The organism is Arthrobacter sp. S39 (genome assembly GCF_004320525.1).
Classification (GTDB): domain Bacteria; phylum Actinomycetota; class Actinomycetes; order Actinomycetales; family Micrococcaceae; genus Arthrobacter.
In genome coordinates this window covers 52172-75790 of the sequence record NZ_SIHX01000009.1, presented here as the reverse complement: position 1 = coordinate 75790, position 23619 = coordinate 52172, and the positions used below count along the sequence as shown (strand labels likewise).

Annotated in this window: 23 protein-coding genes; 5 read left to right on the top strand and 18 right to left on the bottom strand. The window is 66.7% G+C overall.

Features of this window, described 5'->3' with window-relative positions; genetic code table 11:
* Nucleotides 1-83 precede the first annotated feature (83 nt).
* Nucleotides 84-2714, bottom strand: coding sequence for a LuxR C-terminal-related transcriptional regulator (locus EYS21_RS17335; protein ID WP_278184753.1), 2631 nt, complete (start codon nucleotides 2712-2714; stop codon nucleotides 84-86).
* A 148-nt stretch (nucleotides 2715-2862) separates the two neighbouring features.
* The gene (locus EYS21_RS17330; RefSeq protein WP_131134482.1) at nucleotides 2863-3564 is read right to left on the bottom strand and encodes a septum formation family protein; all 702 of its coding nucleotides are present in this window, start codon (nucleotides 3562-3564) and stop codon (nucleotides 2863-2865) included.
* 274 nt (nucleotides 3565-3838) lie between these two features.
* Here EYS21_RS17330 and EYS21_RS17325 point away from each other — a divergent pair, with 274 nt between their 5' ends.
* Together EYS21_RS17325 and EYS21_RS17320 are read left to right on the top strand one after the other, a co-directional pair.
* Nucleotides 3839-4072: a DUF3073 domain-containing protein gene (locus EYS21_RS17325; protein WP_131134627.1), complete on the top strand. Its 234-nt coding sequence runs from the start codon at nucleotides 3839-3841 to the stop codon at nucleotides 4070-4072.
* A 326-nt stretch (nucleotides 4073-4398) separates the two neighbouring features.
* Complete coding sequence (locus EYS21_RS17320) at nucleotides 4399-5178, top strand: VOC family protein (RefSeq protein ID WP_131134481.1); 780 nt, start codon at nucleotides 4399-4401, stop codon at nucleotides 5176-5178.
* A 55-nt stretch (nucleotides 5179-5233) separates the two neighbouring features.
* Here the strand turns inward: EYS21_RS17320 and purM are convergent, their stop codons facing one another.
* From purM to uraD, 5 genes are all read right to left on the bottom strand, one after another.
* A complete protein-coding gene (purM, locus tag EYS21_RS17315; RefSeq protein WP_131134480.1) occupies nucleotides 5234-6394 on the bottom strand; it encodes a phosphoribosylformylglycinamidine cyclo-ligase in 1161 nt (386 codons plus the stop codon).
* Nucleotides 6391-8064 (bottom strand): amidophosphoribosyltransferase, encoded by a 1674-nt coding sequence (gene purF, locus EYS21_RS17310; RefSeq protein WP_131134479.1) that lies wholly within the window; start codon nucleotides 8062-8064, stop codon nucleotides 6391-6393. Before purF ends, purM begins: the two co-directional genes overlap by 4 nt.
* A gap of 94 nt (nucleotides 8065-8158) precedes the next feature.
* Nucleotides 8159-8473: a hypothetical protein gene (locus EYS21_RS17305; protein WP_131134478.1), complete on the bottom strand. Its 315-nt coding sequence runs from the start codon at nucleotides 8471-8473 to the stop codon at nucleotides 8159-8161.
* 37 nt (nucleotides 8474-8510) lie between these two features.
* Complete coding sequence (gene uraH, locus EYS21_RS17300; RefSeq protein WP_131134477.1) at nucleotides 8511-8849, bottom strand: hydroxyisourate hydrolase; 339 nt, start codon at nucleotides 8847-8849, stop codon at nucleotides 8511-8513.
* Entirely contained in the window at nucleotides 8846-9343 is a 498-nt protein-coding gene (gene uraD, locus EYS21_RS17295; RefSeq protein WP_131134476.1) for a 2-oxo-4-hydroxy-4-carboxy-5-ureidoimidazoline decarboxylase, read from the bottom strand. Before uraD ends, uraH begins: the two co-directional genes overlap by 4 nt.
* A gap of 236 nt (nucleotides 9344-9579) precedes the next feature.
* Here uraD and EYS21_RS17290 point away from each other — a divergent pair, with 236 nt between their 5' ends.
* Together EYS21_RS17290 and EYS21_RS17285 are read left to right on the top strand one after the other, a co-directional pair.
* A complete protein-coding gene (locus EYS21_RS17290; RefSeq protein WP_131134475.1) occupies nucleotides 9580-10815 on the top strand; it encodes a GAF domain-containing sensor histidine kinase in 1236 nt (411 codons plus the stop codon).
* 57 nt (nucleotides 10816-10872) lie between these two features.
* A complete protein-coding gene (locus EYS21_RS17285) occupies nucleotides 10873-11709 on the top strand; it encodes a hypothetical protein (RefSeq protein WP_131134474.1) in 837 nt (278 codons plus the stop codon).
* Nucleotides 11710-11730: 21 nt separating this feature from the next.
* On the opposite strand, the gene EYS21_RS17280 is transcribed toward EYS21_RS17285, so the two are convergent.
* Genes EYS21_RS17280 through EYS21_RS17265 form a run of 4 tightly spaced genes read right to left on the bottom strand, consistent with a single transcriptional unit; the run spans nucleotide 11731 to nucleotide 15550 of the window.
* Nucleotides 11731-12156, bottom strand: a complete 426-nt coding sequence (locus EYS21_RS17280) for an ATP-binding protein (RefSeq protein ID WP_131134473.1) — start codon at nucleotides 12154-12156, stop codon at nucleotides 11731-11733.
* Nucleotides 12149-12481: an STAS domain-containing protein gene (locus EYS21_RS17275; protein WP_111909217.1), complete on the bottom strand. Its 333-nt coding sequence runs from the start codon at nucleotides 12479-12481 to the stop codon at nucleotides 12149-12151. Before EYS21_RS17275 ends, EYS21_RS17280 begins: the two co-directional genes overlap by 8 nt.
* A complete protein-coding gene (locus EYS21_RS17270; protein ID WP_131134472.1) occupies nucleotides 12471-14441 on the bottom strand; it encodes a glycosyltransferase family 2 protein in 1971 nt (656 codons plus the stop codon). Before EYS21_RS17270 ends, EYS21_RS17275 begins: the two co-directional genes overlap by 11 nt.
* Complete coding sequence (locus tag EYS21_RS17265; RefSeq protein WP_131134471.1) at nucleotides 14438-15550, bottom strand: SpoIIE family protein phosphatase; 1113 nt, start codon at nucleotides 15548-15550, stop codon at nucleotides 14438-14440. Before EYS21_RS17265 ends, EYS21_RS17270 begins: the two co-directional genes overlap by 4 nt.
* Before the next feature lie 252 nt (nucleotides 15551-15802).
* On the opposite strand from EYS21_RS17265, the gene EYS21_RS17260 reads away from it, so the two are divergent.
* The gene (locus tag EYS21_RS17260; protein ID WP_242633478.1) at nucleotides 15803-16129 is read left to right on the top strand and encodes a hypothetical protein; all 327 of its coding nucleotides are present in this window, start codon (nucleotides 15803-15805) and stop codon (nucleotides 16127-16129) included.
* A gap of 253 nt (nucleotides 16130-16382) precedes the next feature.
* Here EYS21_RS17260 and EYS21_RS17255 read toward each other — a convergent pair whose 3' ends face one another.
* The 7 genes from EYS21_RS17255 to gcl all read right to left on the bottom strand — a co-directional run bounded on the left by EYS21_RS17255 (nucleotide 16383) and on the right by gcl (nucleotide 23492).
* On the bottom strand, nucleotides 16383-16955 hold the full coding sequence (locus EYS21_RS17255) for a GNAT family N-acetyltransferase (protein WP_131134470.1): 573 nt from the start codon (nucleotides 16953-16955) through the stop codon (nucleotides 16383-16385).
* Nucleotides 16956-17012: 57 nt separating this feature from the next.
* Entirely contained in the window at nucleotides 17013-17492 is a 480-nt protein-coding gene (gene bcp / locus EYS21_RS17250; protein WP_131134469.1) for a thioredoxin-dependent thiol peroxidase, read from the bottom strand.
* A gap of 370 nt (nucleotides 17493-17862) precedes the next feature.
* Entirely contained in the window at nucleotides 17863-18360 is a 498-nt protein-coding gene (bcp, locus tag EYS21_RS17245; RefSeq protein WP_131134468.1) for a thioredoxin-dependent thiol peroxidase, read from the bottom strand.
* A 19-nt stretch (nucleotides 18361-18379) separates the two neighbouring features.
* Nucleotides 18380-19168, bottom strand: coding sequence for a winged helix-turn-helix domain-containing protein (locus EYS21_RS17240; RefSeq protein ID WP_131134467.1), 789 nt, complete (start codon nucleotides 19166-19168; stop codon nucleotides 18380-18382).
* An 11-nt stretch (nucleotides 19169-19179) separates the two neighbouring features.
* Nucleotides 19180-20523: an allantoinase AllB gene (allB, locus tag EYS21_RS17235; RefSeq protein WP_131134466.1), complete on the bottom strand. Its 1344-nt coding sequence runs from the start codon at nucleotides 20521-20523 to the stop codon at nucleotides 19180-19182.
* The gene (locus tag EYS21_RS17230) at nucleotides 20516-21712 is read right to left on the bottom strand and encodes a glycerate kinase (protein ID WP_131134465.1); all 1197 of its coding nucleotides are present in this window, start codon (nucleotides 21710-21712) and stop codon (nucleotides 20516-20518) included. The genes allB and EYS21_RS17230 overlap by 8 nt, the downstream gene beginning before the upstream one ends.
* Nucleotide 21713: 1 nt before the next feature.
* A complete protein-coding gene (gene gcl / locus EYS21_RS17225) occupies nucleotides 21714-23492 on the bottom strand; it encodes a glyoxylate carboligase (RefSeq protein ID WP_131134464.1) in 1779 nt (592 codons plus the stop codon).
* Nucleotides 23493-23619: the final 127 nt, after the last annotated feature.

The window sequence follows — 23619 nt, the reverse complement described above, 5'->3', positions numbered from 1 at the left end:
TATCCGGGATGCTCCGGATAAGCACAGACTAGGAGCCTGCAGGACGTTCCAACTCCGTGTATGTACCCAGTCGGCAGGGGGAATCAGCGGCGCAGGGGAGGGTTTTTGTGGGGGACTGCCAAGGTGTCCTGTTCTGGCCCCAGGCCGTGGCGGAACGCGTAATTGGCTGCAGCCGTTCGGGCCGCCGGGCCGTCCACTCCAATCTTCAGGTAGAGGTTGGAAATATGCCTTTCAACCGTCCGCACACTCAGTCCCAGACCGGCCGCGATGGATTGGTTGCTCTCGCCGCCGGCAATGAGGTGGAGCACCTGGGCCTCGCGTGGTGTGAGGCGCATGGCAGCTGAAACGGGGGATCCTGCGTCGGATGCCGGAGGCTGCGGTTCCCGAAGTTCCTTCACCAGGGCGTCGATCTCCTCCGGCGTCAGTGCCCGGCCGGCCGCCAGGCATTCGCGGAAGGCGTCCTCTCCGACGAGGGCGGTGGCGGCGGCGGCAGTGCGGTCGAATTCGGACCGGTCAAGCGCCCAGAGCACTGCTCCGTACTGGTCGAGCCGCCCTTGTGCTGCGCCCAGCAGCATCGCCGACGCCCTGGGCGACCCACCAGATACGGCCACCGAAGCCCAGGCGGCCAGGGCCATCGTGACGCCCCAGTCATCGTTGCCGTCCCGTGCCACGCGCAGTGATTCGCCAAGATGATGACGGGCTCCTTCGAGGTTCCCGCGGGTCCTGGCTACCTGGCCCAGCCTGACGCACCGCCGCGCAATGGCGAACGCGTGGCCGAGCCGGCGGGCGAGCACCTGGCTCTTCCCGTAGCATTCTGCCGCCTTGTCGACGTCGCCCTGCAGGAAGGAGGCGTCTCCCAACGCGAACAGGCAGGCAGAGGTCCACCACTGGTCCCCCGCCTCCTCTTCCAGCGCCAGCCCCCTGGCGGCAAGGGCCGCTGCCCCAAGAGCGTCTGTGCCCATGGTTGCATGGGCCAGAAAATGCAGTTGCCGTCCCACAGCGGCAGGATCCTGAAGCTCCGCGAAGATGGCGGCAGCTTCCTCCCAATGGCTTCGCGCCTCTGCCCCGAGCCCTGCGTGGACGGCGAGGAAACCCGTCGATTCGTGGAGATCCGCCTGGAGCCGGCGCGGAATGGCATGGCTGCTGGCAAGGTAGCGCCGGTGCCACAGCAGCCCTTCGGCGAATTCACCACGCAACTGCCACACCTGCGAAAGGGCGCCCGCGATCTCGGCTCCGGTCTCCAGCCCATCGGGCTCGTCGAGGCCCCAGGCCATGGCCGCCCTCAGGTTGCCCCTGTCCTGCTCCAGCCGCCGGGTCCAGGCGGGCTGCTTTGGACCGTTCAGTTCCCCGCGCGCCTCCATGGCAAGGGCAGCAAACCGGGCCGCATGGGAGCTGCGCAGCAAGGACCTTTCTTCCGCCGCCCTCAATTGCTCGTCGGCGTACTGGCGGACAACTTCGAGCAACCGGAATCGCCGGGTCCCGCCGCTTGGCCGTTCCACCACCACCAGGGACTGGTCCACCAGTCCGGAGAGCGCAGGGAGGATGTCCGCCGGCTCCAGAATTCCTCCGGGACAAACAGTCTCTGCGTCTTCGAGGGCCCAGCCGCCCGCAAAGACGGAAAGCCGCCTGAACAGTGCCTGCTCAGGCGGTGGGAGGAGCCCGTGGCTCCAGTCCAGGGCCGCGCGGAGTGTGGCATGTCGTTGTGCGCCGACTGGCCCGCCTCCAGCCAGGAGTCCCAAGGCGCCCTCCAGGCGCTCAGCAAGTTGCGCCGTGGTCAGTATCCTCACCCGGCTGGCCGCAAGTTCGATGGCAAGCGGCAGGCCGTCCAGCCGGCGGCAGACGCGTGCCACGGAGACGGCGTTTTGCCGTGTGACGGCAAATTCCGGAAGCACCATGGAGGCACGTTCGGTGAAGAGCCTTACGGACTCAGATGCGGCGATCTCCTCGGCCGGAACATCTTCGGCAGCCGGGACTGGCAGCGGGTCAAGCAGCCAGGTCCCTGATGCCTCTGCAGGCAATGGCACCCTGCTGGTGGCAAGGATGCGCAGACCCGCACAGCCAGCCAGCAGCTCCATGCTGGCTTTGGCGCAGTCCCGGGCGAGGTGCTCACAGTTGTCCAGCACCAGCAGTGCCGGCGTATCTCCTAAATGTTCAGCAATTGCCGGGATCTCGCCCTGGCCAGGCTTGATGAAGACGCCAAGGGATGATGCGATGGTTGATCCGATCAGCTGCGGGTTGGCAGTGGCAGTGAGATCGGTCCAGTAGACCTGCCGTTGCGAGGCTTGGCCGGCCCGTGCCGCCACAGTGAGCGCCAGCCGTGTCTTCCCGGATCCTGCGGCGCCGGTGATCGTGAGCAGGCCGCTCGTCCCCGAGTCCAGCCAGCTCAAGAGTGCGGCAGTCTCCCGTTCCCGACCGATAAAGCTGGTCACGGGCCGGGGAATGGCGCCGAGGGGACGGACCTCAGGCCCGGCAGCGGCGTTTACCGGGACCGACAGCGCCAACTGACGTGCCCGAAGCGCTGCATCCGCGCGCGTGTGGACGCCGAGCTTAAGGAAAACCTGCCGCAGATACCACTTCGCCGAACTTGGTGCGATGCTGAGCCGAGTCGCAATTTCGGCGCTGCCCAGGCCCTCGGCAAGGAGAAGTGCCACCTCGGTTTCCCTCGCGGTCAGAGGCTGAGGCGCCGCCGGAATCTGGGCATTGACTTGCGACATCTCCTCCACCGTTGAAAGAAGTATTCGGCGAGGCCCGGCATTGGATGTGCATTCCTGGCCAAGCCCACCAGTACCCTCATTCTCCTCCTGGCTGTCCATTTGTGGTGAGCCGTTTGGGGTATCGGCCCGTCCCGTGCGGCAGGCGGGCTTAGGGACCCGCCGGGAGAACGCTCGCGGTGATGACGTTCCCGCCGGGCGCGGTGACGTAGCAGTCCACACGGCGGTCACCGGATTCCCAGCTGGTGCTGCTGGGGTAGGCCCGCTGAAAGTTCAAGGTGAAGTCGTTGGCCGGGGGCGCAAGCTTCGCGGCCTGGCATGCCTCCAGGGCTTTGGCTTTGAGCGCTTCGCCGCCCGGGTAGGAATCATTGGCGGGGTAGCGGTAAGTGGCCACAAGCTGGGCCGAATGGCCGGCATCACAGGCTACAACGGTCGACTTCAGTGCCTCTGGATCAAAATCCTTGAAGCAATCCCCAAGTTTGAAGTCCGCCGGCGCCACCCCATCACGGGGCAACGGCAAGGCGCTGGCCGGTGCGGTCGGCGAAATTTCTATGATCCCCGAGCCGTCGGCGCCGGAATTTCCGTTGTTCTGTCCGTTGTCGCTGAGCCACAACGCCAACCAGATGAGGGACCCCACCACGCCGGCGAGCACCAGCACAAAGACCGTTATCAGGACGATTTGCCCGGTCCGCCGTGGATTGCGTGAAGGGGGCGCCGGCGGGAGTCCCGGAGCCTGCACAAGGGGCAGTCCCGCAGTGGGCGGCCCAGCGGGTTTGGGCGGGCGTTCCGTTCGGCCGGCAGCGAAATCCTGCCCTCCGCCCGAATGTCCTGTGGCGGTGTCCTCTTGGTTCACGGGAGTGTGCCCTCCTGCGTTGCCGTGGCTGATAACCCCGGTCCGTGGCCGGTGTTCAGCAGTTGATGAAGCGACTCTACCGAACAAAAAACCCGGGAACCCTGTTGTTCGGCGCTAGTGGGCTGCCCGACATGCCATCCGGGGGTGGCTGCTGGCAAGCAGGGGCCGCCGAAAGCATGTAATCTAGGTGTACGACAAATTGACCAAACATTCCGGGGCCTCACCGATAGCCAAGGTGACCACCTCCGGTCCGAGTACAAAAGGGGGTCACGCCATGGGGCGCGGCCGTCAAAAGGCAAAAGCTACCAAGCAGGCTCGGGATATTAAGTACTATTCCCCGAACACTGACTATTCGGCACTTCAGCGCGAGCTCAAGGGTCCAGAAGGTCGTGCCACGAACCACTTCGCGAATGAGCCGGTTGAGCCGGACTATTCGGCTTATGTGGATAAGTACGCGGACGATTTGGAAGAAGACGACGACGACGTAGACAGCCGTCGGATCGGCTAGTTGTCGCAAGCCGGTGTTTCCGCAAGGCACCGGCCTCGTGACGCCGCAGTACGATCGGATGCCGCATCTTATCCGTCAGTACAGCGCTTCTTTTGCAGCACCCGGAATCCGGGCGGACCCCGGTGCTGACTTTAGTCATACGCATTGACCTCAGCCACTTGTGCTGACCTTAGTTATTAAGCCCGTTGCCTTCACTGGATACCCGGTGCAGGCAGCGGGCTTTTTGGTGTTGACTGGTGGTGTTGAGGCGCGAACGTACACTTGGGGCCCTGTCCCAAGGGGCCCCAACTGTACGTTCGCGCGTTGTCACCGCGAAAGGACCTCCATTGCCCGGAAACTCCAGTTCACCCACGTACCGGCACGGCGAGCCTTGCTGGGCAGATGTCCAGACCCGCGATGTGGCGGCAGCCAAAGACTTCTACGGTGCGGTTTTCGGCTGGCGGTTCGAGGACCTGCCCACGTCGGACGGCCGGAGCTATGCCAAGGCGTTCCTGGGCGGGGACCTCGTGGCCACCATCGCGCCGCAGAACCCGCACCAGGAATCCCTCGGCACGCAGGCGAAGTGGAACATCTACCTGGCGGCCGAGGACGCGAAGGCGATAGCTGAGGAGGCCGCGCAGCTTGGCGGCACCGTCCAATTCGGCCCGGAGCAGGTGGAGGACACCGGCGTGATGGTCTTCCTTGACCCGCCGGGCGGCGGCACCACGGGCGTCTGGCAGCCCGGAACACACATCGGCTCCGGACGATACAACGAGGCCGGTGCGTTGTCGTGGGCGGAACTGCTCACGCCCGAGCCGCAGGCCGCCGTCGGATTCTTCCAGCAGCTTTTCGGCCACGAGGTCACCGAGTATCCCCAGGACGACGGCGGAACGTACACCACGCTGATGGTGGGCAGTGCGGAGGTGGCCGGGATAGCCGCAACTGAGGATGAGCCCGGCTGGCATATCTACTTCGGCGCCACGGACGTTGCCGAGACTGTACGGAAGGCGGTGGCAGCCGGGGCGGAAGTGCTGATCGAGCCTGATGTTTCAGACCCCGATGCTCCCGGCGCCACGGCAACCCTCAAGGATCCGCAGGGCGGCGTGTTCAGCCTGCTGGAGGTTTAAGCACGGATGCCCGCGCAGCCGCAGGTAGCGGCCGCGCGGGCATCCTGAGACTTGCCTAGGCGTAGGCGTTGACCAGGCGGACAGCGCCGCCGTCGACGCCCTTGGCGCCCTGGACGTAGTCGGGGCCGGACTTGAGGATGGAGTCCGAGTCGGCCGTGACGGTGCCCATGATCCAGGACGGCAGGCCGCGGTCGTTGAGGCGGGCCACGGCGGCGTCGGCAGCTTCGGCGGACACAATGGCCACCATGCCCACGCCCAGGTTGAGGGTGCGCTCGAGGTCAGCCAGCGGGACGTTGCCCAGCTCGGAGACCAGCTTGAAGATGGCGGGCAGTTCCCAGGTGGCGCGGTCCACCGTGGCCACGAGGCCCTGCGGCAGCACGCGGGCCAGGTTGGCTGCGAGGCCGCCGCCGGTGACGTGGCTGAAGCCGTGCACGGCGTTGGCCGTGTTCACCGGGAAGGCGCGGGCCAGGTCCAGGCAGTCGGCGGCGTAGACGCGGGTGGGCTCCAGCAGTTCCTCGCCCAGCGTGCGGCCGAGTTCGGAGACCTGGCGGTCCAGTGCCCAGCCGGCGTGGTTGATCACGCGGCGGACCAGGGAGTAGCCGTTGGAGTGCAGGCCGGAGGAAGCCATGCCGATCACCACGTCGCCGGCGCGGACGCGGTCCGGGCCCAGCAGTTCGGAGGCTTCGACGACGCCGGTGGCTGCACCTGCGACGTCGTATTCGTGCTCGCCCAGCAGGCCGGGGTGCTCGGCGGTTTCGCCGCCCACCAGGGCGGTGCCGGCCACGGAGCAGGCCGCGGCGATGCCGCGGACGATGTCCGCGATGCGCTCGGGGACAACCTTGCCGCAGGCGATGTAGTCGGTCATGTAGAGCGGTTCGGCGCCAACCACCACGATGTCGTCCACCACCATGCCCACCAGGTCAAAGCCGATGGTGTCGTGGATGTCCATGGCCTGGGCGATGGCAACCTTGGTGCCCACACCGTCCGTGGAGGTCGCCAGCAGCGGGCGCTTGTAGGTCAGCAGCCTGGAGACGTCGTACAGTCCGGCGAACCCGCCGACGCCGCCGATCACGGAGGAGTTGTGGGTGGCCTTGACGGCACCCTTCATCAGCTCGACGGCGCGGTCGCCGGCTTCGACGTCAACACCGGCGGAGGCATAGGTAATGCCCGCAGGACTGTTCGAAGCGTTGCCGGCGGCGGGGGTTGCGGAAGTCATACGGACTCTTTCTTGTCAGCGCCAGTGGTGGCGGCGTGCACGTCTGGCACAAGGTCGGCTTCGGTCAGCAGGTTCTCGAACTCGGCATCGGGTCCCGGGTCGCAGCCCGTGGCGCCGGCTTTCTCTGCCGGGTCCTCGTCGGCGTCGATCGCCAGGGCGGCCGTGGAGCCGGGGAGGGCGGAGGGCGACGGCGTGAGGCCGCCGAGGTCGGTGCGCTCCAGCAGGTTCTTGCCCAGTTTGTCCGCGCCCGGAAGCTCGATCGGGTACTTGCCCGTGAAGCAGGCCGTGCAGAGGCGTTCGCGGGGCTGGCGGGTGGCGTTGATCATGCCGTCTTCGGAGATGTAGGCAAGGGAGTCGGCGCCGATGGCCTGGGTGATTTCCTCGATGGTGGCGCCGTTGGCGATCAGCTCGGCCCGGGAGGCGAAGTCGATGCCGTAGAAGCAGGGCCATTTGACCGGCGGGGAGGAGATCTTGATGTGGACGCTCGCGGCGCCCGCTTCCCGGAGCATCCGCACGATGGCGCGCTGGGTGTTGCCGCGCACGATCGAGTCGTCGACGACCACCACGCGCTTGCCGCGGATCACGGACTCAAGGGCGTTCAGCTTGAGCCGGATGCCGAGCTGGCGGAGGGTCTGTGAGGGCTGGATGAACGTGCGGCCCACGTAGGAGTTCTTGACGAAGCCGTGCGCGAAGGGGATGCCGGATTCCTCGGCGTAACCCACGGCGGCGGGGGTGCCCGACTCGGGGACCGGGATGACGATGTCCGCTTCCTGGGTGTTTTCGCGGGCCAGCTGGCGGCCCATTTCCACCCGGGATTCGTATACGGAGCGGCCTGCGATGGCGGCGTCAGGGCGGGCGAGGTAGACGTATTCGAAAACGCAGCCGGCCGGCGTCGCCTCGGCGAAGCGCTGGGAGCGGACGCCATCCTCGTCGATGGCGATGAACTCGCCGGGCTCGATTTCGCGGATGAAACTGGCGCCCACGGTGGCCAGTGCGGACTGCTCGGAAGCGACCACCCAGCCGCGGTCCAGCCGGCCCAGCACCAGCGGACGGATGCCGTAGGTGTCGCGGGCGGCGTAGAGGGTGCCTTCGTCCATAAAGACGAAGCAGAAGCCGCCCTTGATCTTGGGCAGGAGCTCGATGGCGGTCTGTTCGAGGGTCTTGCCCTCTTCGCCTTCAAGGAGCGCCGTCACCAGCGCAGTGTCCGAGGTGTTGCCCTGCTTCATTTCGCCGCTGAGCTGGCCGCCGTTGCGCTCCAGGATCATGGCGTTGAGCTCGGCGGTGTTGGTCAGGTTGCCGTTGTGCGCCAGTGCCACGGTGCCGGTGCTGGTGGCACCGAGGGTGGGCTGGGCGTTGGCCCAGTGGCTGGCTCCGGTGGTGGAGTAGCGGCAGTGTCCCACCGCCAGGTGCCCGGTCAGGGTATTCAGCGTGGTCTCGTCGAAGACCTGGGAAACGAGGCCCATGTCCTTGTAGACGTTGATCCGCTTGCCGTCGCTGGTGGCTATACCAGCCGACTCCTGACCGCGGTGCTGTAGTGCATACAGCCCGTAATAGGTGAGTTTTGCTACTTCTTCACCTGGTGCCCAGACCCCGAAGACGCCACAAGCGTCCTGAGGGCCTTTTTCGCCAGGGAGAAGATCATGAGAAAGTTTTCCATCGCCGCGTGCCACTGGTCGATTATCTCACGACATGGGGTAAGACTTTTCCGCCGCGGCGTTTGTGACTGGCTACGCGCCTGTGCGTGTGCTTGTGCCGGCGTTGCGCTTAGGGCTGGGTGCCGTCGTCCGGTTCCGAGTCCGGAACGGCTTCGACGATGGCGCGCTGCTGGCGCTTGACGCTCCGCCGGTCCAGCAGGAGGGCCGCTATGGCGCCCAGAATCGCCCCGCCGGCGCCGAACATGACCAGGAAAAACCCGAACACCGATCCGCGGTCAAAGCTCTCGTCGCCGGGGAGTCCGTACGCCACGGCGGCAGCCACCGCGACGCCCACGAGGCCACCGAGGATGAGGAAGGGCACATATTTGGGTGCCCGGCGGACGGTGACCTCGCGGCGTTCGGCGGGGGTTTCTTCAAAAGCCATGCCATCAAGCCTACTGCCGGCGGGGCAACGAGGGTGTTTAGCTGCCGCGGTAGGTGGAGTACGCGAACGGGCTCAGCAGTAGCGGCACGTGGTAGTGCTCCGCGCCGGTCACTTCGAAGACCAGGTCAACCTCGGGGAAGAACGTGGCGGTGCCCAGGGCTGCGTAGTAGTCGCCGGTACCAAAGTTGAGACGGTACCGCCCGGGCGCCAGCTCCTCGGGGCCCAGGTCCTTCGCGCGGCCGTCGGCATCGGTGGTGGACGTGGCGAGCTGGTGCCAGGTGCCGCCGTGGTGCTGGAAGAGGACGACGGCGACTCCCGCAGCCGGGCGGCCGGCGCCGGTGTCCAGGATGTGGGTGGTGACATGGGAAACGCTCATTCGCTGATCACTCCTTCAAGCCGCAGCAGGGCGATTTCGCGCAGCTGCTGGGCGACGATGGCGTCTTCTTCCGCCGGCGAGTTGCTGAGCCGGGTGTTGAGCGCAGCCAGGATTTCCGGGGCCGTCCGTCCGGCGGCGCGGATGAGGAAAACCCGGCCGAACTTCTCCTCGTAGGCGAGGTTGCCGGCGGCCAGCGCTGCGGCGGTGCCGTTGTCCGACGGGTCCACGCCGGACTGTTCCGAGCGGGACATGGAGGCCTCGGCTGTGCTGGCCGTGGGCCGCTCGCCGATCCGGGGGTGGTGCGCCATAGCTGCTTCAACCTCGGCGGCTGTGAACGGCGACGCCGCTGCTGCGGCAAAGTCCAGGAGTGCTGCCCGGGAGGCGAAAGGCCGGGTGGCGGTGATGGCCTCCACCCAGCGCCGGACGTCGATGCAGGGTTTCAGCGCGTCGGCGGCCGCAGCCGTGTCCGCGGTGTTGAATTCGGCAAGCTTCATGCTGGCTGGTTCCTCGTTGCAGGTGCTGGCATCCATGGTGACGGCTATGCGGAGGGCCGGGTTTCGGCGGCTTCCTGTTCGAAGCTTCCGCATCATGGAACTGTTATTTCAGCATACGTAATAGTGAAGCCGATGACGCTGGCAAGTGTCAAGAGACTACAGCAGCGTTGCGATAGCCCGATATCATCAGCCGAGGGCTGGAATTCGCTGCTGGGGACATTGGGGGACATGACTGTATGAACGGCACCGTCACGCACGAGTCGGCAGTTGCGGAATCAGGGCGGACGGCTGGCCTGCGGGAGTATGGCCTGGTGCCCACGGACGCCGGCGGAGCCCCTTCACTTGCAGACGCGGAGGCCGCCGGTGCGTTGAACAACCTGGTTCGGTTGGCCGCCCGGCTGTGCGCCGTTCCCTACAGCGTGGTCAACATCATCACCGAGGACCAGCAACTTCAGATTGCGGCGTCGGGCGTGGATCCCGGAGTCTGCACGCGCGAGGACTCGATGTGCGCAAAAGTCTTCCTCAGTGGTGAGACCACGGTGGTGCACGATGCGTCGCTGGACCCCAGATTTGCCACGAATCCCTTTGTCACGGGCGAGATCGCCAAGGTCCGCTTTTATGCCTCCATTCCGCTACAGACCGCCGCGGGGTTCACACTGGGATCGCTCTGTGTTTTCTCCGACGGTCCGGACACCCTCGAAGCGGAGCAGATCGCAATGCTGGAGGTGCTGGCCCACCAGGTAGTGGAGCTGCTGGAGCTCCAGCACCGCAGCCTTCAGCTCAGCGACGCGCTGGCGGAACTGCGCCGCAGCAACACCGTGCTGGGGGAGTTTGCGGGGCGCGTCAGCCACGACCTTCGAATCCCGCTGACCACCATTTTGGGGTACGTGGAACTTGCCGAGGACGACCCGGACATCCCGCCGGGCAACCCGGCCGCCGAATATCTGGCGCTGATCGGCGGAAGCGGGCGCCGCATGCTGGGAACCCTTGAGGACGTCCTGGACTATTCAAAAGTGGGTGGAACGCTGCGCCGTGAGCGGCTCTCGCTGCTGGCTGTCACGGCCGAGGCCGCACGCGACCTTGGCCTGGACCTGGGGGACGCCAGCGGCATTTACTGCAACGACGCCGGCCTCGTGGCGGACCGGGCGCAGTTGCGGGCGCTGCTGCAGAATCTCCTGGCAAACTCGCTGAACTATCGGAGCCCCGAGCGGGCGCTGCAGGTCAGTGTCGGCGCGGTGGCCGGGGACAACGGAACCACGGTGACCGTCACGGACAACGGCAGGGGGATCGACGCCGGGGACAGACAGCGTGCGATGGAGCCGCTGGTCCGGCTGAACCGGGCCGGGGACGGTCCCGGGTCCGGGCTGGGCCTGGCCACGTGCCGGCGTATCGCGAAGGCCCACGGCGGCGAGCTGCAGATCACCGAAACGCCAGGCGGCGGCACCACGATTTCGGTGCTGATCGCCGCTTAAGGACATTTCCAGCCCAGGAGGTGCCCGGGCGCAACAACAGTATGGGGGTACTGGTACATGGCACAGGTTAAATCCGGCGGGTACCGCCGGTGGTGGATCGTCGGTGCCGTTCTCGCCGTTGCAGCGCTGGCTGCAGTTCCTGTTGGAGGCGTCGCCCATTACATGATCAGCAATGCGGTCGGGCGGACTACCACGGCAACAAATGCGGACGGTACTGAACGCACCGTCTACTGGCGGGACTACCCGGGTGTCGCCGGAGTGGATCCGCAGGAAATCATGGAGGGCCCAACGCCCGAAGAAGGGTCCACGGCCGGGCAGGCCATGGTTGCCGAGATCAAGGCGGCGCTGTCGGCGGAGTTCCAGCTCGCCTGGGCACCAGAGGACGCCCAGGCCCGCACCAGCCCGTTCCACGGGCCAGTCGAGAACGGCTACGGAGGCGAGTCGCTCCTGACCGTGGTCAACAGTCCCGAATCCCAGAGCACGTCGGTGCCCGAAGCATGGGCCGATAAGCAGCGGGCGATCAGCCTGATAGGCGGAATCGCCCGCAAGTATGGCTTCGGGGCCCCGACGATCGACACCTCGGAAACCTGGCCTGCAGAAGACCGGATCCGAAACTTGGGCGGGCTGACGCCGGACAAACAGGTCATTGTGTACGGGATGGCCTTCGGACCGGCAGGCCAGTGGCTTTCCTTCAGGTTCCAGGATCTTTCAAAGGACTCTGACGGCGCCTTCGAGGGAAGGCTTCACCCGCCGGAAGGATCGCAGTGGCAGATGAACACGCTGGCGCTCAGCTACGGGGCGAACGGTCTCCTGCCTGCTGAAAACCGCAAGGAATTCGAGGCCCGCTTCGAACCCTTCCACGGGCTCACTCCGCCGGAGCCACTGGAGAGCTAAGGAATTCGAAGCGGGGCGTCGTCAGTCCTGGGACGTCCTGGTGAGGACCCACGTATTGGTGCCGTCCTGCCGTTCGAACGTCACGGTGGTGACCAGCGCCTGGATGAGGGCCAGCCCGCGGCCTGACTCGGAGTCGTCGTCGGGCGTTCCCGGTTCCATCGTGCCGAATGGCGGCTTCGCGTAGAAAGCGCTGACCCTGGCACGCAGGAGGGTGGGCTGGACGCTGATGTCCACGCCCAGTTCCACGGGCTTCTGCGCCTTGGCCGGCTGCGCGTGCTGGACGATGTTGGATGCTGATTCGATGACTGCCGTAGTGAATGTCATCTGGTCCACGGCCTGGACCAGGGGGGCATCCTCCCAGAGGCCGTCCAGCTCGTTGTGGACGGAATCGATGGCCTCGGCGTCGGCCAACCCACGGAAGCTCCGCTGGGCCAGGACCTCAGTCATTGCTGAACGCCTCTTCGGCTGAGGCGTATGAGGTGAGCACCCGGTCCATGCTGGTCAGCTCCAGCACCATCTTCACCTGGGGCTGCACGGCCGCGATCCGGAGGTCGCCGCCCGCCTGCCGGGCCGCTTTGAGGCAGCCGATCAGGGCGCCGAGTCCGGAGGAATCCATAAAGGCTGTGTTCTCCAGGTTCACCACGATCCGGGAGGAACCGCCTGCGATCACGTCGGTGACGAATTCGCGGAGCTTGGGCGCGGACACCATGTTCAGCCGCCCGTCCGCTTTGACCTCCGCGTACGAATCCTTGACCTCGTAACTAAACTCCATCGGGTTTCCTCTCTCCAGCCTCTACGTCCACAGCGGGTTCGTAGCCCTTGTACAGCACGGCGCGAACCAGGATGCTCATGACCACCAGGTCAAAAATAACCCAGGCCACGTTCACCAGGGTGCCAAGCGGCTCGGCCAGTCCGGTGGCGAGCCGGATGATGCCCACGACGGCGGCAATCGCCAGCAGCGCTGCCACCACGATCTGCGGGCGGATCAGGCTCCAGCTGGGTCCGCCGGTCTGGCGGGACTTCGGGGTGACGGCGAACCCCAGGGGACGGCCGAACCAGACGTTCCGCGCCGCCGTCGAACACGCCTTGATCCAGGTGGGGAACAGCGCCAGGCTGTACTGCTGGCCGCGCCAGGTGGGGATGCCCCGGCCGGCCACGGCGAACAGCAACTGGTTGGCGATCATGAACGGAATGAACCGGATGAAGAAGTCCCAGCTGAGGCTGGTGACAGGCAGGATGCCCAGCAGCAGGTAGATGATGGGGGCGGCGAAGTAGATGACCGCCGCGTAGCCGCTCAGGTAGGTCCACATGGTGGCGAAGTACATCAGCCGCTGGCCGATCTTCAGGCCCTTCTGCACCAGCGGGTTTTCGCGGAGCAGTACCTGGATAGTCCCCTGCGCCCACCGGAGTCGCTGGGTGAGCATAGTCTTGATGTCTTCGGGCGCGAGGCCGTAGGCCAGGATTTCGTGGTGGTAGACACTTTCCCAGCCCATGGCGTGCATGCGCATGGCGGTGGCCATGTCCTCGGTGACGGAGATGGTGGCCAGCGGCATGACCGGCTGCGCCTCGTCGTTGCGCTCAACGTTCAGGGCATCCAGGACGGCCTGCACGGACTCCAGCGCGCCCAGCGGCGACCAGTCCCGGGCCGACATCCGCTGGACGGCGTCATCGGCAACGACCGGGACCCCGGCGTCGCCCACGTGCGCCAGTTCCATGGCGGCGATCTCCTCGAGGTCAGCCTGCAGCGCGGAGACGTCGGCCAGGACCAGGGTCTGCACGGCGGCGTCCACGCGGCGGCGGACCCGGTAGGTGATCTCGCTCAGCGGTTCCCCGGCCTCCAGCTGTTCCTGGGCGTGCCGGGTGGCGGCCTCCACCTCGTCGAGGACGTCGGCAACCAGGGGAGTGCCGACGTCGGCCGATTTCCGGGCCTTGCTGATGGCAGACCGTGAGGCGGCCAGCGCACGGCGGATGCTCTTTTCGGTTTCCTTGACGTAGCCCACCAGGCCCAGCTGCATGAGGGCCTCACGGCGCAGAATGGCGTTGGAGCCGCAGAAGAACGCGGCGTTCCAGCCGTCCTTGCCCTGCTGGATGGGGCCGTAGAACAGCGGCGCCTGGCTGCCCAGGGGATCGGATGGGGGCACGTTGGTGAAGTACTGCGGGGTCTGGACCAGGGCCACGCGGTCATTGGTGAAGTAGCCCAGGGTCTTTTCCAGGATGTCCGGTTCCGGGATCTGGTCCGCGTCCAGGATGAGGAGGAATTCGCCGTGCGTGACCATCAGGGCGTTGTTCAGGTTGCCGGCCTTCGCGTGCCGCGGCACGTTGGCTGTCCAGTCCTCGCTGCGCGTCACGTAACCCAGGCCGTGCTCCTCGGCGAGGGCCTTGAGCCCGGGCCGGGCGCCGTCGTCGAGGATCCACGTGCTGTGCGGGTGCCGGATCCTCTGGGCCGCCAGGGCCGTGGTCATGACCATGTCCAGGTCTTCGTTGTAGGTGGTGATGAAGACGTCAACGGTGGCGTCGGCGGGCGGTGCCGGGGCTGCCTCGCGGATCTTCAGCTTCCACACCGTCATGCCGAACAGCATCACGTCGATCAGGCTGTACGTCTCGGCCACCACCAGGGGAACGGCGATCCACCACGCGTCCCAGTTCAGCGACGCCGCCCAGCGCCAGGCCACGTAATTCAGGCCGAAGATGACGGTCAGGACCACCACCAGGCGGGTCCAGAAACGGGTCATGCTGCGGCTCCTTCCAGCAGGCGGCGCACCACCACTACAGTGACATCGTCCTCGGCGGACTCCGCCGGGGCGAGGGCCAGGATGGCGTCGGACGCGGACTGGGCGGAGTCCTGTCCATGTGCCGCCGTGAGTACGGCCTCGGTGAAGGCCTCGACGGAATCGAAAACGTCCAGCACGCCGTCGCTGACCACCACCAGGGAATCCCCCGGTGCCAGGTCCATGGAGGACTGCGGCCAGGAACTGCCGGCCCAGGCCCCTACGGGCGGTCCTCCGGAAGGGAGCCGGTGGACGTCGCCGCCTGCCGTGACGTGCAGCGCGAGCCCGTGGCCGGCGTCGACATAACTGACCGTGCCTGACGCGGCGTCCAGGCGGGCATGGAACAGGGTGACAAACGAGTTGGAGGAATCCAGGTCGGTGGCGATGGCCTGGCTGGCCGAGGCGAACGCCCCGTCCAGGTCCTGCCGGTGGCCCATGGACCGCATCACGGCGCGGACCGTGGCGGCGATGAGCGCCGCGCCCATGCCCTTGCCCATGGCATCGGCGAATGTCAGGTGCAGCCCGTCCGGGGTCCGGTACCAGTCGTAGAAGTCGCCGCCCACGCTGCGGGAGGGGCGGAAGACGCCGGCGAGGTCGTAGCCCTCCACCCGGACGTCCTCCTTGGGCAGGAGGCTTTGCTGGACTTCGGTGGCGCGCTCCAGCTCGCTGCGGGCGGCGGTGTCGACGGCGGGGGACTGGCGGCGGCGGAACAGGGCGTTGATCCTGGACTGGAGCTCGCGGGGGCTGAACGGCTTGCTGATGTAGTCATCGGCGCCGTTGTCCAGGCCCGTGAGCTTGTCCAGCTCGTCGGCGCGGGCGGTCAGCATCACGATGAAGGCATCAGAAAACTCGCGCAGGAGCTTGCAGACCTCGAGGCCGTCCAGGTCCGGGAGGTTCAGGTCCAGGGTGACCAGGTCCGGCTTGACGCTGCGGACCAGTTCCACGCCCGGAAGGCCGGAATCGGCTTCGGAGACCTCGAAGCCCTGTTTGACCAGGACCCGTACCAGCAGCCCACGGATGTCCGGGTCGTCCTCTATTACAACGGCGCGGCGAATATCGGGCGTGGAAGACATAGCTCTACTTCTACCGTATTAAGGCGCGCCAGGCATTGTCACGTGGGTCACAGCCGCAGTTATTCCGTGCTGGCTTCCTGTTGACCTGCCTTGCCCCGCCCCGCCCCGCCGATCTTGAGCAAATCTTGGCATTGGCTTGGGCAGACGTTGAGGAATGCCCGCGACACTCGAAACAGGCAGCAATATCCCGGCCGGGGCACCTCCCGGATCCGGCCCGGACCTTGGACGGCTTGCGGAAGGCGGGGAAGCCACATGGGACAGATCAACAGCGGGCGCGAACCGGCAGACCACCAGTCACGGACGCGTGAGCTGTTCCGCGCGGGCACGGATAAGAGCCGCGCACTTCTACGGCTGTACTTCCACTCGCTCAAGGTCAGGGCCGCAGCCAAGGCCCTGGCGGACGCTCTGGCCGACTCCAAGGAGTCCTCCAGCTGGCCCGGAGACCGCCTGCCGGTAGGCGCCGAACTCTCCGAGAGGGTCGAAAAGCTCACGCATCGGCTCTCCCTGGAAACCAAGGCACACGGCCGCCTGGCAGCACTTTTTAGGGCAGCCGGAAGCGGCGCACTGCGACCCGCCTGACTGCGCCGGGGGCGGCGCTCCCGGCTGCTCCGCGGCAGCCGTTCCATCCTGGCTCTTTCCGTGCCACACTTGAGCTCAATCGAGTGGCTGGGGCTAACCAGGTCAGGAGATTGCCGTGCATTGGTACACAGGGTGGGCTTACCTCTTATCGGGCCTCATCGTCATGGACACGCTGCTGGTGGTCTTGTGGCTAATGGACAAAGACTGGCCCAAATACTGGTGGAAGAAGCGCTGATCAGCGCAGGTCACCGGATCAACGCAGATCCAGGCGCATCAGGACGCGCGGGAATCCGTTGAGCACCGAGTCTGTATCGGCCACCTTGGTGAATCCAGCTTTCTCGAAGAGCTTGCGGGTGCCTACGTAGGCCATGGTGAGGTCCACTTTGCTACCGCGGTTGTCCACCGGATACCCCTCGATGGCCGGTGCCCCGTAGCTGCGCGCGAGGTCCACGGCGCCCTTGAGGAGATGGTGGGAGATTCCCCCGCCGCGGTGCCCGGGGCGGACCCGGATACACCACACGGACCACACCTCCAGGTCATCGACGTGCGGAATCCGGCGGTTGCGGGCGAAACTGGTGTCCGCGCGCGGGTGGACCGCTGCCCACCCCACCACATCGTCGCCGTCGTACGCGAGGACTCCCGGCGGGGGATCCTGCCCTACGAGTTTCTTGACCAGGTCGCCGCGCGCCGTCCCGCGCAGCTCAAGGTTCTGCTTTGACGGGATGCGGTAGCTCAGGCACCAGCACACGTTGGCGTCGGGCCGCTTCGGCCCCACCATCGTCCTGACGTCCTCGAACTGCGTTGCCGGCCGGACTTCGATGCCCATGCCGCCATCCTGTCACCGGCCGCGCGGAACCGGCAACGGCGTCGGGTGGGGGAAGGGCTAGACGCCCAGTGCTTCCTTGAGGGCTGCGACGTGGCCCTTGGCCTTGACCTGGTACTGGGCCAGCGTGACCTTGCCTTCGGTGTCCAGGACAACGGTGGAGCGGACGATGCCTTCGGTGATTTCGCCGTCCACCAGTTTTTCACCCCAGGCGCCGTAAGCGAGGGCCACATTGTGGTCCTCATCGGAAAGCAGCGGGAAGGTCAGTGCGAAGTCGCCCGTGAAGGCGGCCAGCTTTTCGGGGGCGTCGGGGGAGACGCCCAGGACGTCGTAGCCCTTGCCCTGCAGTGATTCCAGGCTGTCGCGGAAGTCGCAGGCCTCGGTGGTGCAGCCCGGGGTGGCAGCCTCCGGGTAGAAGTAGACAATGACATTCTTGCCGCGGTAGTCGGCCAGGGCTGTCTCGCGGCCGGCGGCGTCCTTGAGCGTGAAGTCAGGGGCCTGGGTTCCGGGCTGAAGCTTGGTGGTCAGGGTGTGGCTCATGGCATTCCTTTGGCAGACTCTGTCAGTTACAGGCAAACATCAAGTGAAGCGGCTTTCCCGCACTAGCAACAACTCCGGCGTCACATGCTGTATTCCGGCCGCCGCCGGTGTAGAGCCTAAACCTGGTCCTTGAGGGCTTCGCTCGGGAATGGTTTCATTCGACAGGTCCGGGCGTCACGCAGTGCACGCATTCGAGAAGCGAACGACTGCGGCGGCCCGGTTTGGCGGGGGAGCGGCACCTGCAGTGAGCCAAAAAGCTGTCTGGCGTGACGCCGTCGTACGTCCGGTCTGGATGCCCCGGCCGGCGCGGCATTAAGTGCGAGAGCGTCGGTCAAAAAGCTGCGTCAAGTAACGAGCGTCCGGGGTTGGGTCAGAGTCCCAGCTCCTGGCGGAGGGCGGCGACGTGGCCCTGCGCGTCCACCTGGTACCGGGCCAGCACGATCGCGCCGTCAGCGTCAATGACCACGGTGGAACGCAGGACGCCTTCAACAATTTCGCCGTTGATGACCTTTTCGCCCCAGGCGCCATAGGCCAGCGCGACGGCGTTGTCCTGGTCGGAGAGCAGCGGGAAGTTCAGCCCGAAATCCCCCGTAAAGCCGGCCAGGGCCGCGGGCCCGTCGGGGGAGATGCCGATGACCTCGTAGCCGGAGCCCTGCAGTGAGGCGAGGCTGTCGCGGAAGTCGCAGGCTTCGGTGGTGCAGCCTGGCGTGGCCGCTTTGGGATAGAAGTACACGATCACGTTCCTGCCGCGGTAGTCCGCGAGGGACACGGACTGCCCGGAGGCGTCGGGCAGGGTGAAGTCCGGTGCGGTGGCCCCGGCCTGCAGCCTGCCGGGAAGAGCGGTGATGATCTGGTTGGTGGCGGTCATGGTGCTCCTTGTAGTGGTATCAGATGGAGTATTCGGCAGGCCCGCGTACGGTGGCACAGGAGCCGGGGACGAACTGGTAGCCGCCGCCACGGACGGTGGCCACTGCGTGCCGGGCATTTCCCAGCTTCCGCCGCACGCGCCCCACATAAACGTCGATGGCCCTGGTGGAAGCCCCCGGACTCTCAAAGGAATCGAGGAAGTGCTGCAGCTCCTCGCGGCCGATGGCCCGCGAACAGTTCTCCACGAGATAGCGGAGGACCTTATATTCCACGCCGGTGAGGTTCACCCGGCTGCCGTCCAGCAGCACTTGGTTCGCGGCGAGGTCAACAGCCACATGGCTGACCGGTCCGGCAGCGGGTGGGAGCCCAGCGGGTGGGAGCCCAGCCGGCGGGAGGCCGGCCGGCCGCGGGAAGGGGGAGGCGCCGTCGTCATCCGTGTGCGGGGAGTCCTCCGCGGTGGACGACGACGGCGCGGGAGCGCCGCCGCCGGATCCGGCCGGTGCCCCCTCCCCAGGGGGCGTTCCGGCCGGGGAAGTCCCGACAGCGGACGTGGCAGCCCCGGCGGCAGGCCAGTGGACTTCCGCCTCCGGAGCAAACTTGAGTGCCCGTTCCAGCAGCAAACGCGCTGCGCGGACAAGGACGTCAGGGTCGATCTCGCTGCCCGGCTCCGGGGTGACCCAGACGGCCAGTCCCCTGGCGGCCAGCGCGGACGGGCCGCGCTCTTCCGACGGGCCGCGTTCTTGGGCCCGGCTCGCCGAAAGGGGCGGCCGCGCACATATGCCCCGCGGGGAATGTACCTGCACAGCCATGGCTGCGTGCCTCAGACCCCGCCGCGGCGGATGAGCTTGCCGGTGGGGGTTTGGCCGTCCACCACGCTGCCGCGCAGGAAGGTCTTCCGGACCACGCCGGAGAGCGCCTTGCCGTCGTAAGGGGTGATCGGATTCTTGTGCTTGAGCTTGGAGACGTCCACCACGAAGGCCTCGTCCTGGGCGAAGACGGCAAAGTCGGCGTCGTACCCGAGGGCGAGCTGGCCCTTGGTGGTCAGGCGCGCCAGGGCGGCGGGCTTCTCGGCCATCCAGGACACCACCTGTTCCAGCGGGATGCCGCGGTGCCGGGCTTCGGTCCAGATCAGCGACAAGCCCAGCTGCAGGGAGGAAACTCCGCCCCAAGCCACCGCGAAATCGCCGTTTTCCAGGTCCTTGAGGTCAAGGGTGGAGGGGGAGTGGTCCGAAACGATGCAGTCGATGGTGCCGTCCTGCAGGCCCTTCCACAGAAGCTCCCGGTTGGAGGCCTCGCGGATGGGCGGGCAGCACTTGTACGCGGTGGCGCCGTTGGGGATCTCCTCGGCCATCAGGGTCAGGTAGTGCGGGCAGGTTTCCACGGTGAGGTGGACGCCGTCGCGCTTTGCCGTGGCAATCATGGGCAGCGCGTCGGAGGAGGACAGGTGCAGGATGTGCGCGCGGGCGCCGGTCCAGCGGGCCCGCTCGATGACCTCGGCGATGGCCTTGTTCTCGGCGCCGCGTGGGCGGGACGCGAGGAACGTGGAGTACTGGTCCCCGCCCGGGTGCGGTGCGTGGTCGATCGCATGGGAGTCCTCGGCGTGCACGATCATCAGCGAGTCGAAGGACTTGAGCTCGGCCATGTCCTCCTCCATCTCGTCCGCTTCCAGGTGCGGGAACTCGTCCACGCCGGAATGCAGCAGGAAGCACTTGAAGCCGAACACACCCTCGTCGTGCAGCGGGCGGAGGTCTGCCTTGTTGCCGGGGATGGCGCCGCCCCAGAATCCGACGTCCACAAACGCCTGGTCCTCGGCGACTTCGCGCTTGAGCTTAAGGCCGTCCACGTTGGTGGTGGGCGGGATGGAGTTCAGCGGCATGTCGATGATGGTGGTGACGCCGCCGGCCGCGGCTGCGCGGGTGGCGGACGCGAAACCCTCCCACTCGGTGCGGCCGGGCTCGTTGACGTGGACGTGGGTGTCAACGAGTCCGGGGAGCAGGGTCTCGTCGTCGGCGAGTTCGATCACTTCGATGCCGGCGAGGCCGTTGCCGAGCGGTTCGATGGCAACGATCTTGCCGCCGCGCACACCTACTTCACGCGGTGCGATGCCGGCGGTGGTGAGGATGCGCTGGCCCCGGATCACCAGGTCAAAGTGTTCTTCAGACATTCAGGGGCTCCTTTGTGCCGGTGGCATCCGCCGCGGCCGGGTTGGCCAGCTCGTGGAGGATGTTCTTTCCCAATTGTTCAAGCAGGGAACCTGCTTCAGCTATACATATATCTACCTTGGGTTCCAGGGCGGTCAGTGCGTAGACCTGCCGGAAACCCGAATCCTGCTGCTGCTCCGGGCTCAGCGTGGTGCGCCCGCAGACGGCCACCACCGGAATCCCGGCCGCAGCGGCTGCCCGGGCCACGCCCATGGGCGTCTTGCCCAGCAGGCTTTGCTCGTCAAGGCTGCCTTCGCCGGTGATCACCAGGTCTGCGCCCGCCAGGCGGTGGGCCAGCTGGGTGAATTCAAGCACGACGTCGATGCCCGGCCGCCGCGTGGCGGCCAGGACCGCGATGGCCGCATAGCCCACCCCGCCGGCTGCCCCGGCTCCCGGTGCTTCCGCCGCGCGCTCGGCGCGGAATCCGATTTCCCTGGCCAGGACTTCGACAAACCTGGCCAGGGCGGTGTCGAGCAGATCGACATCCTGGGGTGTGGCGCCCTTTTGCGGGCCGAAAACCGCCGCGGCGCCCTGGGGGCCCAGCAGGCGGTTGTCGACGTCGGACGCCAGCACAAAGCGTGTTTCCACGAGACGGGGTTCAAAGTCTGTGAAGTCGATGCGGTGCAGGTTGGCCAGGGCGGCCCCTCCCGCGGGAAGTTCGTTGCCTGTGGCGTCCAGGAACCTGGCGCCGAGTCCCTGCAGCAGCCCGGCGCCGCCGTCGGTGTTCGCGCTGCCGCCCACGCCCAGCACGATGCGCCGGCAGCCGGCATCCAGCGCCGCCCGGATCAGCTGCCCGGTGCCCAGGCTGGTGGCCGTGGTGGCGGTGGCAGAATCCGGCTGGCCGCCGCTGAGTACCTGCGGGAGCAGGGCCAGGCCCGATGCCGCCGCCATCTCGATGACTGCCTCGTGGCCGCGGACGGCAAAGTCCGCCCGGACGGGTTCGCCGGTGGGGCCGCTGACCGTGGCGCTCCGGCGGGCGAAGCCGGAGCCGACGGCGGCATCGAGGGTGCCTTCGCCGCCGTCGGCCACGGGGATCCGGAGGATGTCCAGGTTCCCGCCGGCGGCCGCCTGCAGGCCCTTTTCGAGGTGCCTGCAGACGTCCGGGGCGGACAGCGATCCCTTGAACTTGTCCGGTGCGATCACGATCCGCATGTTAGGCCTGCAGGGCCAGGATGGCGGTGGGGGCGTCGGCGGCGGTCTCGGCCAGTTCCTCGAACTCGTTGATGGCGTTGATTTCCACACCCATGGAGATGTTGGTGATCTTTTCCAGGATCACTTCCACCACCACCGGCACCTGGAATTCGCCCATGAGGGCCTTGGCCTTGTCGAACGCGGCGGCGAGGTCGTTGGGGTCCTCCACCCGGACGGCCTTGCAGCCCAGGCCCTCGGCAACCTTGAGGTGGTCCACGCCGTAGCCGTTGGTTTCGGGGGAGTTGATGTTGTCGAACGCCAGGGACACGTTCTGTTCCATACTGAAGCCTCGCTGCGACTGCCGGATCAGGCCCAGGTAGGAGTTGTTCACCACCACGTGGATGTAGGGCAGGTTGAACTGCGCGCCCACGGCCAGTTCCTCGATCATGAACTGGAAGTCGTAGTCGCCGGACAGGGCAACCACGGTCTCGTCAGGCTTGCCGCGAACGACGCCGAGGGCGGCCGGTGCGGTCCAGCCCAGCGGACCTGCCTGGCCGGCGTTGATCCACTTGCGCGGGCCGAAAACGTGCAGCATCTGGGCGCCGGCGATCTGGGACAGGCCGATGGTGGACACGTAGATGGTGTCGCGGCCGAAGGCCCGGTTCATCTCCTCGTACACGCGCTGCGGCTTGATCGGGATGTTCTCGAAGTGCGTCTTGCGGTGCAGGCTGGCCTTGCGCTCGGCGCATTCGGCGACCCAGGCTGAGTAGTCCGGCAGGGACTTGGCTGCCCGGCGCTCACGGGCCAGCTCAATGAGCCCGGCCAGCGCCGCACCGGCGTCGGACGCGATGCCCAGGTCCGGGGAGAACACACGGCCGATCTGCGTGGGTTCGATGTCGATGTGCACGAACTTGCGTCCGGCCGTGTACGTGTCCAGCCCGCCCGTGTGGCGGTTGGCCCAGCGGTTGCCGATGCCGATCACGAAGTCGCTGCGCAGGTAGTTCTCGTTGCCGTAGCGGTGCGAGGTCTGCAGGCCCACCATGCCGGCCATCAGCGGGTGGTCATCCGCGATGGAGCCCCAGCCCATCAGGGTGGGGATCACGGGAACGCCCAGGATCTCGGCCAGTTCCACCAGCTGCTCGGACGCACCGGCGTTGATGATGCCGCCGCCGGCCACGATCAGCGGACGCTCGCCGGCGGTCAGCATGTCCAGGGCCTTTTCCAGCTGCTTGCGGCTGGCCTTGGGCTTCTCGACGGGCAGCGGCTCGTAGGTGTCGATGTCGAATTCGATCTCGGCCATCTGCACGTCGATGGGCAGGTCCAGCAGGACCGGGCCCGGACGGCCGGAGCGCATCAGCTGGAAGGCCTTCTGGAAGGCGCCCGGAACCTGGCCCGGCTCAAGCACGGTCATGGCCATCTTGGTGACCGGCTTGGCGATGGACTCGATGTCCACGGCCTGGAAGTCTTCCTTGTGCAGCTTGGCCACAGGGGCCTGGCCGGTGATGCAGAGCATCGGGATGGAATCGGCCCAGGCCGCGTACAGCCCCGTGATCATGTCGGTGCCGGCGGGGCCGGACGTGCCAATGCAGATGCCGATGTTGCCGTCCTTGGCGCGGGAGTACCCGTCGGCCATGTGGCTGGCGCCTTCAACGTGGCGGGCCAGCGTGTGGCGGATGCCGCCGTGGGCCCGCATGGCGGAGTAGAAGGGATTGATTGCCGCGCCTGGCAGGCCGAACGCCTCGATGGCGCCTTCCTTTTCCAGGATGGCAACCGCTGCATCAACGGTACGCATCTTGCTCATGGTGTGCTCCTTGAAAGTCTTTGGGGTGCCCGCTGGGGGCGGAATTTGGGTGTGCTGGGGGAGCCGCCGTCGTAGATGTACGACGGCGGATCGCCGGTTTGCTTGTTGTCCGGCTACTGCCGGAGGT

Excerpts from the sequence above, each read along its gene's own strand:
- EYS21_RS17335 (WP_278184753.1), bottom strand. The coding sequence starts at position 2,714 with ATGTCGCAAGTCAATGCCCAGATTCCGGCGGCGCCTCAGCCTCTGACC.
- EYS21_RS17325 (WP_131134627.1), top strand. The coding sequence starts at position 3,839 with ATGGGGCGCGGCCGTCAAAAGGCAAAAGCTACCAAGCAGGCTCGGGAT.
- purM (WP_131134480.1), bottom strand. The coding sequence starts at position 6,394 with ATGACTTCCGCAACCCCCGCCGCCGGCAACGCTTCGAACAGTCCTGCG.
- EYS21_RS17305 (WP_131134478.1), bottom strand. The coding sequence starts at position 8,473 with ATGGCTTTTGAAGAAACCCCCGCCGAACGCCGCGAGGTCACCGTCCGC.
- uraH (WP_131134477.1), bottom strand. The coding sequence starts at position 8,849 with ATGAGCGTTTCCCATGTCACCACCCACATCCTGGACACCGGCGCCGGC.
- uraD (WP_131134476.1), bottom strand. The coding sequence starts at position 9,343 with ATGAAGCTTGCCGAATTCAACACCGCGGACACGGCTGCGGCCGCCGAC.
- EYS21_RS17290 (WP_131134475.1), top strand. The coding sequence starts at position 9,580 with ATGAACGGCACCGTCACGCACGAGTCGGCAGTTGCGGAATCAGGGCGG.
- EYS21_RS17285 (WP_131134474.1), top strand. The coding sequence starts at position 10,873 with ATGGCACAGGTTAAATCCGGCGGGTACCGCCGGTGGTGGATCGTCGGT.
- EYS21_RS17280 (WP_131134473.1), bottom strand. The coding sequence starts at position 12,156 with ATGACTGAGGTCCTGGCCCAGCGGAGCTTCCGTGGGTTGGCCGACGCC.
- EYS21_RS17275 (WP_111909217.1), bottom strand. The coding sequence starts at position 12,481 with ATGGAGTTTAGTTACGAGGTCAAGGATTCGTACGCGGAGGTCAAAGCG.
- EYS21_RS17270 (WP_131134472.1), bottom strand. The coding sequence starts at position 14,441 with ATGACCCGTTTCTGGACCCGCCTGGTGGTGGTCCTGACCGTCATCTTC.
- EYS21_RS17265 (WP_131134471.1), bottom strand. The coding sequence starts at position 15,550 with ATGTCTTCCACGCCCGATATTCGCCGCGCCGTTGTAATAGAGGACGAC.
- EYS21_RS17260 (WP_242633478.1), top strand. The coding sequence starts at position 15,803 with ATGGGACAGATCAACAGCGGGCGCGAACCGGCAGACCACCAGTCACGG.
- EYS21_RS17255 (WP_131134470.1), bottom strand. The coding sequence starts at position 16,955 with ATGGGCATCGAAGTCCGGCCGGCAACGCAGTTCGAGGACGTCAGGACG.
- bcp (WP_131134469.1), bottom strand. The coding sequence starts at position 17,492 with ATGAGCCACACCCTGACCACCAAGCTTCAGCCCGGAACCCAGGCCCCT.
- bcp (WP_131134468.1), bottom strand. The coding sequence starts at position 18,360 with ATGACCGCCACCAACCAGATCATCACCGCTCTTCCCGGCAGGCTGCAG.
- EYS21_RS17240 (WP_131134467.1), bottom strand. The coding sequence starts at position 19,168 with ATGGCTGTGCAGGTACATTCCCCGCGGGGCATATGTGCGCGGCCGCCC.
- allB (WP_131134466.1), bottom strand. The coding sequence starts at position 20,523 with ATGTCTGAAGAACACTTTGACCTGGTGATCCGGGGCCAGCGCATCCTC.
- EYS21_RS17230 (WP_131134465.1), bottom strand. The coding sequence starts at position 21,712 with ATGCGGATCGTGATCGCACCGGACAAGTTCAAGGGATCGCTGTCCGCC.
- gcl (WP_131134464.1), bottom strand. The coding sequence starts at position 23,492 with ATGAGCAAGATGCGTACCGTTGATGCAGCGGTTGCCATCCTGGAAAAG.